Consider the following 14,180-nt stretch of genomic DNA (forward strand, 5'->3'; position numbering starts at 1 on the left):
GCATGAACAGAGCGCTGCTGCCGACCTGCTTCTGTCTCGCGTCAATGATTGCCATTGGCTCTGCGCAGGCAGAAATCAATGCAATCCACTCACAGAGCAGTGATACCCAATCAATTCCATTAGAGCACTCCCGATCGGCACAAGCTGCGACCTGGGGATTGTCAGATCAGGAGTGGTCACGCTTCGAGCAGATCCTAGCGGGTCCGCGTGGCTTCTGGAGCCCGAATCTCGATCCATTGACGGCACTTGGGGTCGAAGCCGAGTCTGATCAGGAACGCCAGCGCTATGCCGAGTTGCAGGTCAGGCTGGAGGCCAAACGCGCTGAACGCGAACTGGCCTACCAGAATGCTTATACCGCGGCCTGGGCCAAGCTGTTTCCCGGGTTATTGCCTGTCCAGGGCATGACGTCTGCCTCTCCTGCCAGCTCTCCGGTAGTGTCCCGTCCAGCCTTGTTCGTGGAAGACAACTGCCAGCCATGTATCGCCGAAGTGCAGCGTCTGCAAAACAGTGAGGCTGCATTCGATATCTACTTGGTGGGCAGCCAAGGTAAGGATGAACGCATCCGTACCTGGGCGCGGCATGCAGGCATTGACCCGTCTCGAGTACAACGCCGACAAATCACGCTGAATCATGACCGTGGCCACTGGTTCAGTTTGGATGCGTCAGGCTCATTACCTGCCACATTCCAACAGGTGAATGGACAATGGCAGCGTCTCAATTGAGCAGTCTTGCACTCATGCTAACGGCGCTGACGGTTCAGGCTAACGAGCTGCCACCACCGGCCTATCAACTGGCTGCGCAAGATGCCGACATTCCTTCTACTGTGCTGTTCGCCATCACCTTGCAGGAGAGTGGTATCCGCGCTCGTGGCCGTCTGTTGCCCTGGCCCTGGACGCTGAATATCGCTGGAACCCCCTACCGCTTCGCCACACGTCCAGAGGCATGCCAGGCCTTGCTTGAGGCACTCTCCCACCATGACGCCAAACGGGTCGATGTTGGACTCGGACAAACCAACCTGGGTTATCACGGACAACGTTTTGCCAGCCCCTGCGATGCCCTCGACCCCTACCGAAATCTCGCAGTGACCGCCGAGTTGCTACGTGAGCATCACGCTGCCACCGGTGACTGGGTATTGGCAGCCGGACGTTATCACCGACCGGCAGGTGGTGCGCCGGCCGCCCGCTATCGCGCCGGTTTTTCCCAGCAACTCGAACGGCTGCTGGTTTCCTTCGATCAGGTCATATCTCCATGAAACGAATTATTTTTGCCTGCTATTCGATCTTGTTCCTGGCACCTTTCGCCCACGCAGAACTGGCCGCCGTAACGGATATTGCCCAGTTGAATAAAGGAGTCCCATCTCATCGAGCCATTCATGCAGACCTGTCCATACCACCAGATGAAACGTGGATACTGCCGGTGAGAAGTTCTCAACTGAGCCCAGGCCAGGTCGCGTCTCGACGGCTGGAAATGCCCGGTTTGAAGCCGTTCTTCCTGGTGGGTGATGATCCACAGTCGCTGGATTGGCTACGCCAACGTGGTGCGGAGTTACAAGCAATAGGAGCGGCTGGTCTGGCCGTCGAAGTCGCCGATGCGAGCGCGCTCGCTCGAATCCGAGCAGCGGCTCCTGACATCACCATTTTGCCGGTCAACGGTAACGACATTGCTACTCGCTTGCAGATCCAGCACTACCCTGTCTTGGTCACCGCCACCTCGCTGGAACAGTGAGTTCGAACCATGGCCGAGCATGCGATGGAATCCAAACTCCGGCCGGCGGTGGAGCTGTACACCGTAGCGATCTGCATCGCGGCCGCGATGTTGTGCGTGTACTCGCCTTGGGCCGCGGCCCTGTCGCCTGAGATCGGTCGAATCACGGCGCTGGCCTACACGGTGTTCGGGCTCGTGCGATTTCGCCAAGCCTGGGACGTGCTGCGCTATCGTCGCAACATCCGTCGGCTACCTCGCTATGAACTGACCAGTCGACAGATTCCTGTCAGCCACAAGCGTCTGTTCATGGGCCGCGGTTTTCGTTGGACTCGCCTGCACACGCAACGTCTGGTGGAGGCTCAAGATCCGGCCGTGGCCCATTATGTCGATCCACCTACCCGCTACCGTGTTGCACGAGGGCTCGAGCGGCGTTTGGAACATGCGCCATTTCCACTCTCGGTCCTGGGGCGTGTTACGGCCTGGGACAGTGCTTTCAATCCCGTGCGCCCTTTGCCACCGGTAGGCGGGTCACCGCTGCTGCATGGCGTCGAGCCGGACGAGATGGAGGTCAGCCTGCCGCTAGGCGAACGGGTCGGACATACACTTGTACTCGGCACCACCCGTGTCGGCAAAACGCGACTGGCTGAGGTGTACATCACCCAGGATATCCACCGCGTCGAACATGAGGTGGTCATTGTCTTCGACCCCAAAGGCGACGCTGACCTGCTAAAGCGTATGTACGTCGAAGCTCGACGAGCCGGTCGTGAGAAAGAGTTCTATGTCTTCCATCTGGGTTGGCCGGAGATCTCGGCCCGTTACAACGCTGTAGGACGTTTCGGGCGTATCTCGGAGGTAGCGTCGCGCATCGCCGGGCAGCTTAGCGGCGAAGGTAATTCCGCAGCCTTCCGCGAATTCGCCTGGCGCTTCGTCAACATCATCGCCCGCGCCCTGATCGAGCTGGGCCGGCGGCCGGACTATCTGCAGATCCAACGGCATGTGGTCAACATCGACGCGCTGTTCGTTGAATACGCCCAGCAATTCTTCGCTAAAACCGACTCAAAAGCGTGGGAAGTCATCGTTCAAATAGAAGGCAAACTCAACGAGAAGAACACCCCGCGACATATGGTGGGACGCGAGAAACGTGTGGTGGCCATCGAACAATACCTTGCTGCGAAACGGGTATTCGATCCGGTGCTGGACGGATTGCGCTCTGCCGTGCGTTATGACCGGACCTACTTCGACAAAATCGTCGCTTCGCTGCTGCCTCTTCTGGAAAAACTCACCACCGGTAAAACCGCTCAACTATTGGCCCCCAACTACACCGATCTGGATGACCCGCGGCCGATCTTCGACTGGATGCAGATCATTCGAAAACGCGGCATCGTCTATGTCGGTCTGGATGCGCTGACTGATGCAGAGGTTGCTGCGGCGGTGGGCAATTCCATGTTCGCCGATCTAGTCTCGGTCGCTGGGCATATCTACAAGCACGGCATTGATCAGGGGCTACCCGTAGAGAGCAGCAGCACAGAGAAACTGCCCATCAACCTGCACGCCGATGAGTTCAACGAGTTGATGGGTGATGAGTTCATTCCGTTGATCAACAAGGGTGGCGGTGCCGGCATCCAGGTGACGGCCTACACCCAAACCCTGAGTGATATCGAGGCGCGTATTGGCAACCGAGCCAAGGCCGGCCAGGTCATTGGTAATTTCAATACTTTACAGATGCTTCGCGTCCGTGAGACGGCTACCGCTGAGCTGCTCACCCAACAGCTGCCCAAAGTCAATGTGCTGACCAAAACCTTGGTATCAGGAGCCACTGACACTTCCGATCCAGAAGCCAATACGGACTTCACTTCTTCCTCTCAGGATCGCGTCAACAGCACCAGCGTGCCACTGATCGAGCCAGCTCACATCGTCAGCCTGCCCAAGGGGCAGATGTTCTCCTTTCAGGCAGGTGGACAGCTGTGGAAGGTACGTATGCCATTGCCTAAGCCTTCCAACAACGATGCCATGCCCAAGGACCTGCAGGAGCTCACTCAGCGGATGCGGGCGACCTACAACCAGCAAGCGGGCGAATGGTGGAGCGCGAGCGGCGGTGGCCCAACCGTTGACTTCAATCTGGATTAGGTGGGGTAACGCTCCCTCCTAGTCTAGGTTCCGACTCCAGGAATATTTAAAAGGCGTCATGAATACCTCGATGCAATGATATGCAATGGAGTGAAGATGGCAGACTCTACACAGAACACTCCGCCACAGCCCATCCAGCGTCCAGGTCTGATTGTATCGGCGATCAGGCTCTTCCTACGCGTCATCGGAGTACTGATCGCTTCGTTGTTGTTTTCAGTGCTGATCGAGTTCGCGGGTCTACTGCTGTTCTGGGAGGATCAAGGCTGGCGCCACAGCCAAGCCATGCTAACCAGCGAGCTAGGCTGGTTGAGCGAGCATTTCAAATCATCACTCATCATCCAGCAGCCCGGCCAGACGATCATTCGATGGCTGGACCTGCTCGATCAATGGCTGCTGGTCAAGACTGGCTTTGCAGATTTTGCTCAGCAGGCGCGCGTATCGAGTCAGGGGAATGGCTACTGGAGTTGGCTTAATCAGCTCTACGTAGGCGTTGAAGATTTTGTGTTGGCGGCGATGTATGCCGCCTTCACCTTCATGGTGCGCCTAACCATTCTGCTTCTGGTGACACCCTTGTTCCTTCTGGCAGCGCTCACCGGTTTTGTGGATGGATTGATGCGCCGTGACCTGCGAAAGTTTGGCGCTGGGCGAGAAAGCAGTTTTGTCTACCATCGCGCGAAACGCGCGATGGTACCAATGCTCCTGACTCCATGGGTGCTGTACTTATCGCTACCTTTCTCGCTTAACCCAATAGCGGTCTTCTTGCCCTTCGCTACTTTGCTAGCCGTTACGACCGCAATCACCGCGGCGACTTTCAAAAAATATCTTTGATACCTGAACTTCTAAACCATCCCGGTCAGCTTAGCCATTACCGCAACTATATAACCACCTACTATCGACAAACCAACAATTCCCCATGGCCGCTGCCACCAATCACTGTTAGGCGTTGGCGGCATCTGTTGCTGATAAAAATTGATCTGACCAATCTGATTTGCATTGATTTGGGTCGCGGCTCCACTTTGCATTGAACTGCGCCATTGCGCCTCCTCCAGTCGCTCAAGTTGGCGCTGAACCCGACTTTTGAGATGCTTCGCAGAAAGGAGTAATTGCTTACCAATAATCATGACCCCAGGCAAACCAAGGAATAGCAAATTTCCATAGCTGAGAGGATCCTCCTGGCTGAGGGTGGGTGCGTGACTCCATACGATGCCAATGAAAGGGGATGTGGCCTGATAAACGTCGGCGATAAAATTTTGAACCTCCCAGGCGAGATGTCCAAAAATCCTCGAACCAGCAAGCATTTCTGCCTGATGGTGAAGAAAAAGCAATGAAGAGGTGAGATAAAATAACGCCCCTCCCAGCAGCAAGGTGACGCCTGCTACTTGACGCATTCGGTATCGGTGAATCGCTTGTTGAATATTCATTGCCCGTTTCCAGCTCCGTAGATCTTCCGCATGCGCCATGATCAGCGCGGCGCTCGATAGCTATGTCGGTCACGTTTGCAAAATACTGAACATTTTCAGACGATCACGCGAAAATCCGTCGCCCAGAAAAATCGAGCGATAAGTCCATATGCAGTCAATGTAGGCTCGAACTTGAGCCCCTACATTAGGTTTTTTGAAGCGCTCAAAAGTGATAGTGCACGATTCGTATTCCTCGCTGCTAACCCATGCTGCGAAGTGAATGATGCTCCCATCTCAAATGGGACAACATCATGGCGACCGCCCTTTTCCGAATCAGCTTTTTGCTCACTCTACTGACGGTTCATGGAAGCCTCTACGCAGAGTCTGCCCAAGAGCACGTCCGACTCACTTCGATCCAACAGCAGGTTGACAATATTGAACGCATCGCCGCTCAGGCACAGGCGGCAAATACACCTGAGCCCATCGAACGTTATCGCTTCGACTACCCGCGTCTCTCTCATGACATTCAACGCATCCGCCAAGGCGTGCAGGACTATCTCTCCCCTTCCCGCGCGCAACCTCGCGATCCCGGCGAATTGGCCGGCGATTACCGTCTCGACTCTCCTCCTCCGGAGCCGTCGCCATGAGCATGACAGACGCTCAGACCGCAGCCTTCCAAAACGCCTCCGGTTTTTCTGCTCAGAGCAGTTCAACGCTGTGGATCTCCCTGGTTCTAGTCCTGGCGCTGCTCTGGTGTGCCTGGGTGATGTGGACCGCTTACCGAGGATGGGCGGCAGGGAGCGTTCGCTTTGGCGCGCTGGGTGGCAGCGCCGCACGCGTGTTACTCGCCTTGTTGATTTTGATGCTCTTCACCCTTTCCTAAACCAGGAGACCTCCATCATGCTCAAGTGCCTTGTTCCTCTGAAAAACAACCTACGTGATCGTGCGAGCCAGCGATTGATCGGTTTGCTGCTGGTACTCGGTCCGAGTCTGGCTTTTGCCGAGCTTCCCACCATGGAAGCCCCCTCGCGTGGCGAAGGCTCCGGCTTGATCGATACGATCAAAAACTACGCCTACGACGGCGGCATTCTGCTCGGTCTGCTGATCGCTCTACTGGCCTTTCTCGGCGTAGCCTGGCATTCCCTCACCGTCTATGCCGACGTGCAGAATCAGCGCAAGACCTGGAAGGACCTGGGCGCGGTGGTGGGTATCGGCGCCCTGCTGGTGGTGATCATTATCTGGTTCCTGACCAAGGCCGCAGCGATTCTGTGAGGTCGAGATGAACGATACTATCGAGCGTCTTACCGACGGTACGCTGGTCTTTCTACCCGAGCGACTCAATCGTGATCCTGCTGTACTGCGTGGATTGACCAACGATGAAATGTGGGTAGCGCTCGGCACCGGCGCGTTTATTGGCCTTCTGCTGGGCGTACCCCTGACGATCGCCACCGCCTCCATTGCCGTGGCACCGACCAGCATGATTGCCTGTATGGCGGTGGTGCTATTTGCCGGAGGCTCGCTACTGCGTCGAGCCAAGCGGGCCCGCCCCGAAACCTGGTTGTACCGCAAACTCGAATGGATTCTCGCCAGTCGTTGGCGCCTGGGTCGTGGAAATTTGATCCTCCACTCCGGCGCCTGGACGGTTCGTCGCTCACGTCGACTGCGCCCGGCCCTGTCGCGGTGGCAGCCATGAGTCGTTTTCGGAACAAGGTGGATGCGCAACAGGCACATATTTTTAGCCTGCGCCTGGCGGTCATGATCCTCGCCCTGCTCTGTGCTGGACTCTGGTATGGCTGGCGATCCGCGCCGACCGATCTGACCGTGCATGTACCACCGGATCTGCGCTCGGGCAGCACTCGCAAGTGGTGGGACATCCCCTCAGAGAATGTGTATGCCTTTGCCCTGTACATCTTCGGCCAACTCAACCGCTGGCCGTCGGATGGCGAGCAGGATTATCGCCGCGCCATCTATGGCTTGCAGTCCTACCTGACACCCGCCTGCAAGGCCTTCCTTGACGGCGACTATGAATACCGAAAAGCCGCCGGCGAGTTGCGTCAGCGGGTGCGTGGCGTCTACGAAATTCTGGGCCGTGGCTACAGCGAAGATCCGGAACTCAGGGTCAAGCAACTCGATCGCGACAGCTGGCTGGTCAAGCTCGATCTTAATGCCGACGAGTATTACGCCGCCGAACCGGTGAAGCGGGTGGTAGTGCGATATCCATTACGCGTGGTGCGTTTTGACCAGGATCCCGAGCGCAACAAGTGGGGGCTAGCGCTGGATTGTTATCAGGGTACGCCGCAAAAGATTTCTCTGCCTGGAGGTGAGCCATGAAGCGTAGGTCTGTCCTGGGACTAGCCGTTGCGCTGATGCTATGGGGGGCGACAGCGCAAGCCATTGAGCTGGTGCGCTGGGAACGCCTTCCTCTCGCGGTCCCGCTAGTGATCAATCAGGAACGGGTGATCTTCGTTGATGAGGATGTTCGGGTTGGCGTTCCCTCAGCCCTGACGGGGAAGCTCCGCGTGCAATCCACCGGCGGCACGCTGTACCTGCGCGCGTCGGAAGCCATTGCACCGACCCGACTGCAATTGCAATCGGTCACAACAGGCGAGATCATCCTTCTGGATATCGCGGCCACGCCTGGTGATCAATCGCTGGAGCCCGTGCGTATCCTCAAGAATGCTCAGGCGCAGCCTGCCAAGACTGACTCCAGCCCCGTCCCGGTTCCAGAGCCTACACCGATCCCGGTTGCTTTGACGCGCTACGCCGCCCAAAGCCTATACGCGCCGCTGCGCACCGTAGAGTCACTCCCAGGCATACGCCGCGTACCGCTCATGGTGCACACCGAGTTATCGACGCTGCTTCCAACCGAAAACGTGTCCAGCACCCCCATCGCCGCCTGGCGACTTGGCGACTACTGGGTGACCGCCGTGAAGTTGCGTAATCGTGGATCAGAGACAGTGCAACTCGATCCGCGTCGGCTTCAAGCCAAGCTGTTCGCTGCCTCTTTCCAGCACGTATTCCTCGGCCCAGTTGGCAGTGCGGAAGACACCACGGTTGCCTACCTCGTCACCCGCGGAGCCGGCCTGGAACAGGCCGTGCTGATTCTGCCTGTTGCGCGGGGTATTGGCGATGAAGGCTAACGCGTTGCTCAAATGGCTGGTACCGGCTGCGCTGTTAGCCGTGTTGTTAATTATCCTGAAAACTTGGGTGGCGAATGACGGCAGTTCCTCTCAAGAGAAACCGCTCGATGAGCGCGATCTTCAGTTATCCGCCGAACAAGCCAAGTCGCTTGGCATTGCCGGCGATACGCCGCGCGACACGGTCGCCACCCTGGTAGGTCAAGTGAAGGCCATGCGCAGCGACATGCTCGGCTTGAAGAAACACAACGATTCGCTGCAAACGGAGAACAGCCGCCTGCGTGAGCGGGAAAACAGTGTCGACTCACGTATCCAAACCGCCCTTGGTAGCGTGACCCAACAGGTCGACGAAGGCCGCCGGCAAGCCAACGAAGCTCAACTCAAAGCGGAACAAGACAGTCGACAGGCCCGTGGGTTGCTGACGCAACTGCAGGAGCAGTTGTCAGGACTGACGAGCAAAGACAAGGATATGCCCATCGGATTGGGGTTTGAATCAGGCGAAGGTGCCCAGTTCGAAGGACCGCACGCTGCCAATGATACCCTGCAATGGATTGAGCCCGCGGATGCTCCGTCCACCGACGCCCGAGGCAAAACCAAGAGCGTCTCTCCGCTGAGTTTGCCGAGCGCTTTCAACTCACTGGAAGGCTTGAAAGACAATGCTATTGATCGCAGCCAGAAACAGCTACGTGCAGCCACCAAGGGCGAGCGTGACCTGACTCGGACCGTTGATCGTACCGAAGGTGCGAAGCCGGTCTACACAATCCCCGAAAACGCCACACTGATGGGCTCGGTCGCCATGACAGCGCTAATCGGCAGAGTCCCAGTGGACGGCACAGTGAATGATCCTTACCCCTTTAAGGTACTGATCGGCCCAGAGAATCTAACTGCGAACGGCATCGACCTGCCGGACGTCGCAGGAGCGGTGATGAGTGGTACGGCATCCGGTGACTGGACCCTGTCCTGTGTCCGTGGACAGGTTGAATCGATCACCTTTGTATTCACCGATGGCACCATCCGCACGGTGCCTCAGCCGCAGGCCATCGTCAGTCGCAATGCCTCCACCCCCCAGAGCTCAAATACCGACAAGGTCCGTGGCGGGCTCGGCTACCTGTCCGATCCGTATGGCATTCCTTGTATCGCTGGCAAGCGCCGGTCGAACGCCCAGCAGTACCTCAGTAGCCAGAGTCTAATCACCGCCGCCGGCGCGGGTGTCGCAGCCTTGCTCGGGAATGAGCGGAACAACAGCAGCGTAATCAGCTCAGGGGGCAGCACGCTCGGAGTCACGAACAGCGCGGGCAACAGCGCACTGAGCTCAATTCTCAGTGGTGGCGTCAGCGACATCCGCGAGTGGGTCAACAAGCTGTATGGCGAGGCTTTTGCCGCCGTGTACGTGCCACCGGCAGCGCAAGTCGCATTGCACCTCGACCATGAGATCACCATCGACTACGAGCCCAAGGGCCGGAGCGTTCGCCATGAAAAAGATCCAGTTTCTCTGCCTGACCTTGATTAGCTGGATCTTGACGGGCTGTTCCACCGATAAGGAAACGGTTCTGCCGCATGGTGAACAAACCATGCTGGACATCTGGAACGGCACCGGCGTCCAAGGTACTCAGCAGCAACTGCTGGATGCTCGACAGCAGTTGCGCCGTCCGCTGGACCAGACAGACCTCTCCGCCTCTCTCCAGGAGACGTACACTCGTACAGCGGCGAATGAGATCCACAACCTGTTCCCCCGTCTGCCCAATCCCGATCTGGTGCTGTACGTCTACCCCCACTTGAGCGGTACCGAGCAAGCGCCGGTTCCGGGCTATTCGACAGTCTTTCCGTTCTACCAACGTGTGCAGTACGCATTACCTGGTGAACGTCAGGAAGATTTGTAATGAGTACCGGCGATTCGGGCAAAAGCACTCCTACGTGGACAGGCTGGCGCAACCCGTTGCGCCCGCGCGCCACCTTGGCCGATGAAGCCGCTCTGTATGCGCACAACCCCAGCTTCACCGATCACCTGCCGTGGGTCGAGTACTTCGACAGCGAGCAGTGTTTTCTGCTCGATGACAATCGCTCGGTCGGTGCGGTGTTCGAGTTGCTGCCCATTGGCACCGAAGGGCGTGAGCCCGATTGGCTGATGGCAGCCCGCGATGCGCTCGAGGATGCCCTTCAGGACAGTTTTGACGAGCTGGATCAAGCGCCTTGGGTCGCGCAGTTTTTCTGCCAAGACGACAATGACTTCACCCCCTATCTGTCCCAGCTCACCGACTACATTGAGGGCCGCGCACGAGGCACGGTCTTCACCGAGGCCTATCTGGAACTCAGTCGGCGTCATTTAAGGGCCATAGCCAAGCCCGGTGGTCTGTTTGAGGATAAGGTAGTGACGCATCTGCCCTGGCGCGGCAATAACCGCAGGGTGCGCCTGGTGGTCTATCGCTGGCTGGAATCTGAAGCTGAGGAGACAGGACTCACCCCGATGCAATCCCTGCAGCAAGCATGCGAACGAATCGGTGCCTCGCTGCAGGCATGCGGGGTGCAATCAACACGCGTAGATGGCCGAGGTTTTTATGCATGGTTATTGCGCTGGTTCAATCCAGCACCCACGCTCACCAATGGAGCACCCGATGATTTCTACCAACGCGTGGCTTATCCGGAGTCGGGCGACGGCGAGTCGTTAGAACTGCCCTTCGATCACGACTTTGCCGAACGACTGTTCTTCAACGAACCGCGCTCGGATGTGCAGCACGGACTTTGGTTTTTCGACGGTCAACCCCACCGCGTGATGGTGGTGGACAAGCTGCGGCGGGCACCATCAATCGGTCAGCTCACCGGCGAGACCCGCAAGGGCGACGCAGTGAATGCCCTGTTCGACCAGCTACCCGAAGATACGGTGATGAGCCTGACTTTGGTGATCAAACCGCAGGATGTACTTGAGGATCAACTGAATCGGCTGGCGCGCAAAGCTATCGGCGAAAATCTGGCATCGACCCAGACCCGCCAAGATGTTGAAGAGGCTCGCGCAATCATCGGCCGCCAGCACAAACTGTACCGCGGCACGCTGGCGTTCTATGTACGCGGCCACGACGAACATCAGTTGCACCAGCGCTCCGTCAGCCTTGCCAACGCTCTTCTGGGGGCAGGGCTGCAACCGGTACAGGAAGCCGATGAAGTCGCCGCCTGCAACAGCTATTTGCGCTGGTTGCCAATGGCCTATAACCCATCTCGCGACACGCGCAATTGGTACACCCGCCTGATGTTTGTCCAACATCTCGCGAACCTGATGCCCGTCTGGGGCCGCAGCACAGGCACAGGCCATCCGGGCATCACCCTGTTCAATCGCGGCGGCTCGCTGTTGAGCTTCGACCCGTTGTCACGCCTGGACCGGGCCATGAACGGTCACTTGCTACTGTTCGGCCCAACTGGCGCTGGTAAGTCGGCCACGCTGGTCACTCTACTGATGCAGGTCATGGCCATTTACCGCCCTCGCCTATTTATCGTCGAAGCCGGCAACTCATTCGGCTTACAGGGCGATTACTTTTCGACGCTGGGCCTCTCAGTCAACAAGGTCAAATTGCAACCCGGTGCGTTGGTCAGTCTTGCCCCCTTCGCCTATGCCGGGCGCCTGGTCGAGCAACCGGATCAGGTGGCCAATCTATCGATCGATGAGTGGGATGATGATGCTGTAGCAAGTCGCGAAGACCAACGCGACATTCTTGGTGAATTGGAAATTACTGCGCGCTTGATGATCACAGGTGGCGAAGCCAAGGAGGAGGCCCGCCTGAGTCGAGCCGATCGCAGTTTGATTCGCGAATGCATCATCGATGCAGCGCAAACGTGTGTCGGAGCGAATCGCCAAGTGCTGACCCACGACGTTCGCGACGCCTTGCTGCGCGTCGCTGCCGACCCGCACTTACCGGAAAAAAGGCGCGAGCGCGCCCAAGAGATGGGCGAGGCCATCGACCTGTTCTGCCAGGGTTTCGAGGGTGAGCTGTTTGATCGCGAGGGCACGCCTTGGCCAGAAAGCGATGTAACCATCGTCGACCTGGCCACTTACGCCCGCGAAGGCTACGAGGCGCAGATGTCCATCAGCTACATCAGCCTGATGAACACCGTGAACAACCTCGCCGAACGCGACCAGTACCTAGGGAGGCCAATCATCATGGTCACCGACGAAGGCCATATCGTTACCAAGAATCCATTGCTGGCACCGTTCGTGGTCAAAGGGACGAAGATGTGGCGCAAGCTCGGTGCCTGGTTCTGGCTCGCCACGCAGAACCTTGCCGACTTCCCTGCCGCGGCGCAGACCATGCTCAACATGATTGAATGGTGGATTTGTTTGAACATGCCACCGGCGGAAATTGAAGAAATCGCACGATTCAAGAAGCTCACGCCGGCGCAGAAGGCCTTGCTGCTATCTGCCAGTAAGGAGTCGGGGAAATACACTGAGGGGGTGGTGCTATCGAAGAAGCTCGAGACGCTGTTCCGTGCCGTACCGCCCAGTCTATATCTCGCCCTGGCGATGACGGAGCCGGAGGAAAAAGCTGAGCGCTGGAGAGTGATGCAAAAGAACGGTTGCTCAGAGCTGGAAGCGGCCTACGGGGTGGCTGAATGGATAGACCGAGTCAGAGGAATACGACCAACATAGCGGTTGTGTTCAGCCTCTTCGTTGTAAGAAGTGAGGTTCGGGGTCCATCGTGTTTACCTGCACCTGCTACCACAGATCTGCTTGATCTCATGGCAGCGGCCAAATTTGGCCGTTCAAGTAAGGCAGAGACCGGCCAGAAACAGACGTCAACTCCATACCTACTACTGTCCAGAAACGGATGTTGACGAATGCTCGCTATCGATCTACAAACACAGAGCAGATAACTCCTATCTGATACGTTAACGATGGACCGAAGCTACGCCGGCTCATATTTTCTCTCCCGCCCGGCTACCACCCATTGTTACCCGCGGTTAGCGGCCAGAGGCTGCAACTGAAAGCGGTTAGCGTACCTAGAGACAGGATGTCCTGGGCGCTACCAGGTTACAAAAGAGAAGTCAGCATGAAGATAATTCAATAAAAAGGACCATGGTAACATTCATGAACACTATTATTTTACGATCCTGGCGGCATCTTCGAGACCTACCGGTCCTACGATATGCGGTGCTGTTGTTTATTCCAATATTTGCGCGCCCCATACATTTTTCAAAAGCACCTGATCGCCCCATGTATACACGACTCAAGGGCCTGGTGACCTTGCCGATATTTGTCGCAACGCTTTGGCAGTCTACGACTCTTTCGATGTACCAGTGGCTTGGTAAAAGAGAAAGCGTGCGGCTTATAGATGGGGTGAATCAGGGAGATATTTGGGATCATCTGCATAGTACGCAGAACTGGGTTGGACTGACGGCCTTATCCGCCGCTACATTAAGCATTTATGCGATCGCATTATTGCGCTGGGGCTACCACACAGGTGCTGTCTCAATATGCCAGAAGCTAGGTTTTAGCTGCGTGCGAATCTCATTTCTGTACTTCATCGTGACAACCGCGGCTTGGAGTTTATGGATAGGCTTGCTGATGAAAGGAATCGATTACAGCTTGTGGCTCTCAGACGGTGACCTTTCCGGATTTTTCAACGAACTATCGGCGGAACACCCATATAAAACACTCGGACTCTTTCTTGTAATTGGCCTAGCAACATATCGAGCATCCATCAACAGTAGCCATGGGATGGTTGCAATTTATGCAAACTCCAAATTACTTGCATGGATTGTCGGATTCCTACCTATCATTCTCTTATTATCGCTTGCGTACACGCTTGAGAATTTTTTATAAATCGCA

The 14,180-nt window shown here is 56.9% G+C and carries 16 protein-coding genes; 15 read left to right on the forward strand and 1 reads right to left on the reverse strand.

From position 1 onward, the window contains the following. Window positions 1-2: 2 nt before the first annotated feature. From V5F23_RS17130 to V5F23_RS17150, 5 genes are all read left to right on the forward strand, one after another. Complete coding sequence (locus V5F23_RS17130; protein WP_338495785.1) at window positions 3-722, forward strand: TIGR03759 family integrating conjugative element protein; 720 nt, start codon at window positions 3-5, stop codon at window positions 720-722. Then, window positions 704-1,252 carry a lytic transglycosylase gene (locus V5F23_RS17135; RefSeq protein ID WP_214917023.1) on the forward strand — a complete coding sequence of 183 codons (549 nt, stop codon included), beginning with the start codon at window positions 704-706 and terminating at the stop codon, window positions 1,250-1,252. Before V5F23_RS17130 ends, V5F23_RS17135 begins: the two co-directional genes overlap by 19 nt. Continuing rightward, a complete protein-coding gene (locus V5F23_RS17140; protein WP_338495787.1) occupies window positions 1,249-1,725 on the forward strand; it encodes an integrating conjugative element protein in 477 nt (158 codons plus the stop codon). The genes V5F23_RS17135 and V5F23_RS17140 overlap by 4 nt, the downstream gene beginning before the upstream one ends. Before the next feature lie 9 nt (window positions 1,726-1,734). Further along, window positions 1,735-3,831, forward strand: a complete 2,097-nt coding sequence (gene traD, locus V5F23_RS17145; RefSeq protein WP_338495789.1) for a type IV conjugative transfer system coupling protein TraD — start codon at window positions 1,735-1,737, stop codon at window positions 3,829-3,831. A 96-nt stretch (window positions 3,832-3,927) separates the two neighbouring features. Continuing rightward, a complete protein-coding gene (locus tag V5F23_RS17150; RefSeq protein ID WP_338495791.1) occupies window positions 3,928-4,659 on the forward strand; it encodes a TIGR03747 family integrating conjugative element membrane protein in 732 nt (243 codons plus the stop codon). A gap of 11 nt (window positions 4,660-4,670) precedes the next feature. On the opposite strand, the gene V5F23_RS17155 is transcribed toward V5F23_RS17150, so the two are convergent. Then, window positions 4,671-5,252, reverse strand: coding sequence for a hypothetical protein (locus V5F23_RS17155; RefSeq protein ID WP_338495792.1), 582 nt, complete (start codon window positions 5,250-5,252; stop codon window positions 4,671-4,673). A gap of 290 nt (window positions 5,253-5,542) precedes the next feature. Between V5F23_RS17155 and V5F23_RS17160 the strand changes: the two genes are divergently transcribed. The 10 genes from V5F23_RS17160 (at window position 5,543) to V5F23_RS17205 (ending at window position 14,174) form a co-directional block, all read left to right on the forward strand. Continuing rightward, a complete protein-coding gene (locus V5F23_RS17160) occupies window positions 5,543-5,878 on the forward strand; it encodes an RAQPRD family integrative conjugative element protein (protein WP_338495793.1) in 336 nt (111 codons plus the stop codon). Further along, window positions 5,875-6,114, forward strand: coding sequence for a TIGR03758 family integrating conjugative element protein (locus V5F23_RS17165; RefSeq protein WP_214917011.1), 240 nt, complete (start codon window positions 5,875-5,877; stop codon window positions 6,112-6,114). The genes V5F23_RS17160 and V5F23_RS17165 overlap by 4 nt, the downstream gene beginning before the upstream one ends. A gap of 17 nt (window positions 6,115-6,131) precedes the next feature. Next, window positions 6,132-6,503: a TIGR03745 family integrating conjugative element membrane protein gene (locus V5F23_RS17170; protein ID WP_055127985.1), complete on the forward strand. Its 372-nt coding sequence runs from the start codon at window positions 6,132-6,134 to the stop codon at window positions 6,501-6,503. A 7-nt stretch (window positions 6,504-6,510) separates the two neighbouring features. Beyond that, window positions 6,511-6,924 carry a TIGR03750 family conjugal transfer protein gene (locus V5F23_RS17175; RefSeq protein ID WP_338495796.1) on the forward strand — a complete coding sequence of 138 codons (414 nt, stop codon included), beginning with the start codon at window positions 6,511-6,513 and terminating at the stop codon, window positions 6,922-6,924. Continuing rightward, window positions 6,921-7,562, forward strand: coding sequence for a TIGR03746 family integrating conjugative element protein (locus V5F23_RS17180; protein WP_338495798.1), 642 nt, complete (start codon window positions 6,921-6,923; stop codon window positions 7,560-7,562). The genes V5F23_RS17175 and V5F23_RS17180 overlap by 4 nt, the downstream gene beginning before the upstream one ends. Continuing rightward, window positions 7,559-8,371, forward strand: coding sequence for a TIGR03749 family integrating conjugative element protein (locus V5F23_RS17185; RefSeq protein ID WP_338495800.1), 813 nt, complete (start codon window positions 7,559-7,561; stop codon window positions 8,369-8,371). The genes V5F23_RS17180 and V5F23_RS17185 overlap by 4 nt, the downstream gene beginning before the upstream one ends. Next, window positions 8,361-9,878 carry a TIGR03752 family integrating conjugative element protein gene (locus V5F23_RS17190; RefSeq protein ID WP_338495801.1) on the forward strand — a complete coding sequence of 506 codons (1,518 nt, stop codon included), beginning with the start codon at window positions 8,361-8,363 and terminating at the stop codon, window positions 9,876-9,878. Before V5F23_RS17185 ends, V5F23_RS17190 begins: the two co-directional genes overlap by 11 nt. Beyond that, window positions 9,841-10,248 (forward strand): TIGR03751 family conjugal transfer lipoprotein, encoded by a 408-nt coding sequence (locus V5F23_RS17195; RefSeq protein WP_338495802.1) that lies wholly within the window; start codon window positions 9,841-9,843, stop codon window positions 10,246-10,248. The genes V5F23_RS17190 and V5F23_RS17195 overlap by 38 nt, the downstream gene beginning before the upstream one ends. After that, complete coding sequence (locus V5F23_RS17200; protein WP_338495804.1) at window positions 10,248-13,001, forward strand: conjugative transfer ATPase; 2,754 nt, start codon at window positions 10,248-10,250, stop codon at window positions 12,999-13,001. The genes V5F23_RS17195 and V5F23_RS17200 overlap by 1 nt, the downstream gene beginning before the upstream one ends. A 438-nt stretch (window positions 13,002-13,439) precedes the next feature. After that, window positions 13,440-14,174, forward strand: a complete 735-nt coding sequence (locus V5F23_RS17205; protein ID WP_338495806.1) for a hypothetical protein — start codon at window positions 13,440-13,442, stop codon at window positions 14,172-14,174. Window positions 14,175-14,180: the final 6 nt, after the last annotated feature.

The organism is Pseudomonas sp. WP18 (assembly GCF_036689585.1).
Lineage (GTDB): Bacteria > Pseudomonadota > Gammaproteobacteria > Pseudomonadales > Pseudomonadaceae > Aquipseudomonas > Aquipseudomonas chlororaphis_E.

Bases quoted from the DNA above. Each gene is read 5' to 3' on its own strand.
- traD (WP_338495789.1), top strand. From the start codon at position 1,735: ATGGCCGAGCATGCGATGGAATCCAAACTCCGGCCGGCGGTGGAGCTG.
- V5F23_RS17175 (WP_338495796.1), top strand. From the start codon at position 6,511: ATGAACGATACTATCGAGCGTCTTACCGACGGTACGCTGGTCTTTCTA.
- V5F23_RS17195 (WP_338495802.1), top strand. From the start codon at position 9,841: ATGAAAAAGATCCAGTTTCTCTGCCTGACCTTGATTAGCTGGATCTTG.
- V5F23_RS17165 (WP_214917011.1), top strand. From the start codon at position 5,875: ATGAGCATGACAGACGCTCAGACCGCAGCCTTCCAAAACGCCTCCGGT.
- V5F23_RS17130 (WP_338495785.1), top strand. From the start codon at position 3: ATGAACAGAGCGCTGCTGCCGACCTGCTTCTGTCTCGCGTCAATGATT.
- V5F23_RS17170 (WP_055127985.1), top strand. From the start codon at position 6,132: ATGCTCAAGTGCCTTGTTCCTCTGAAAAACAACCTACGTGATCGTGCG.
- V5F23_RS17190 (WP_338495801.1), top strand. From the start codon at position 8,361: ATGAAGGCTAACGCGTTGCTCAAATGGCTGGTACCGGCTGCGCTGTTA.
- V5F23_RS17205 (WP_338495806.1), top strand. From the start codon at position 13,440: ATGAACACTATTATTTTACGATCCTGGCGGCATCTTCGAGACCTACCG.
- V5F23_RS17160 (WP_338495793.1), top strand. From the start codon at position 5,543: ATGGCGACCGCCCTTTTCCGAATCAGCTTTTTGCTCACTCTACTGACG.
- V5F23_RS17155 (WP_338495792.1), bottom strand. From the start codon at position 5,252: ATGAATATTCAACAAGCGATTCACCGATACCGAATGCGTCAAGTAGCA.
- V5F23_RS17200 (WP_338495804.1), top strand. From the start codon at position 10,248: ATGAGTACCGGCGATTCGGGCAAAAGCACTCCTACGTGGACAGGCTGG.
- V5F23_RS17150 (WP_338495791.1), top strand. From the start codon at position 3,928: ATGGCAGACTCTACACAGAACACTCCGCCACAGCCCATCCAGCGTCCA.
- V5F23_RS17185 (WP_338495800.1), top strand. From the start codon at position 7,559: ATGAAGCGTAGGTCTGTCCTGGGACTAGCCGTTGCGCTGATGCTATGG.
- V5F23_RS17140 (WP_338495787.1), top strand. From the start codon at position 1,249: ATGAAACGAATTATTTTTGCCTGCTATTCGATCTTGTTCCTGGCACCT.
- V5F23_RS17180 (WP_338495798.1), top strand. From the start codon at position 6,921: ATGAGTCGTTTTCGGAACAAGGTGGATGCGCAACAGGCACATATTTTT.
- V5F23_RS17135 (WP_214917023.1), top strand. From the start codon at position 704: ATGGCAGCGTCTCAATTGAGCAGTCTTGCACTCATGCTAACGGCGCTG.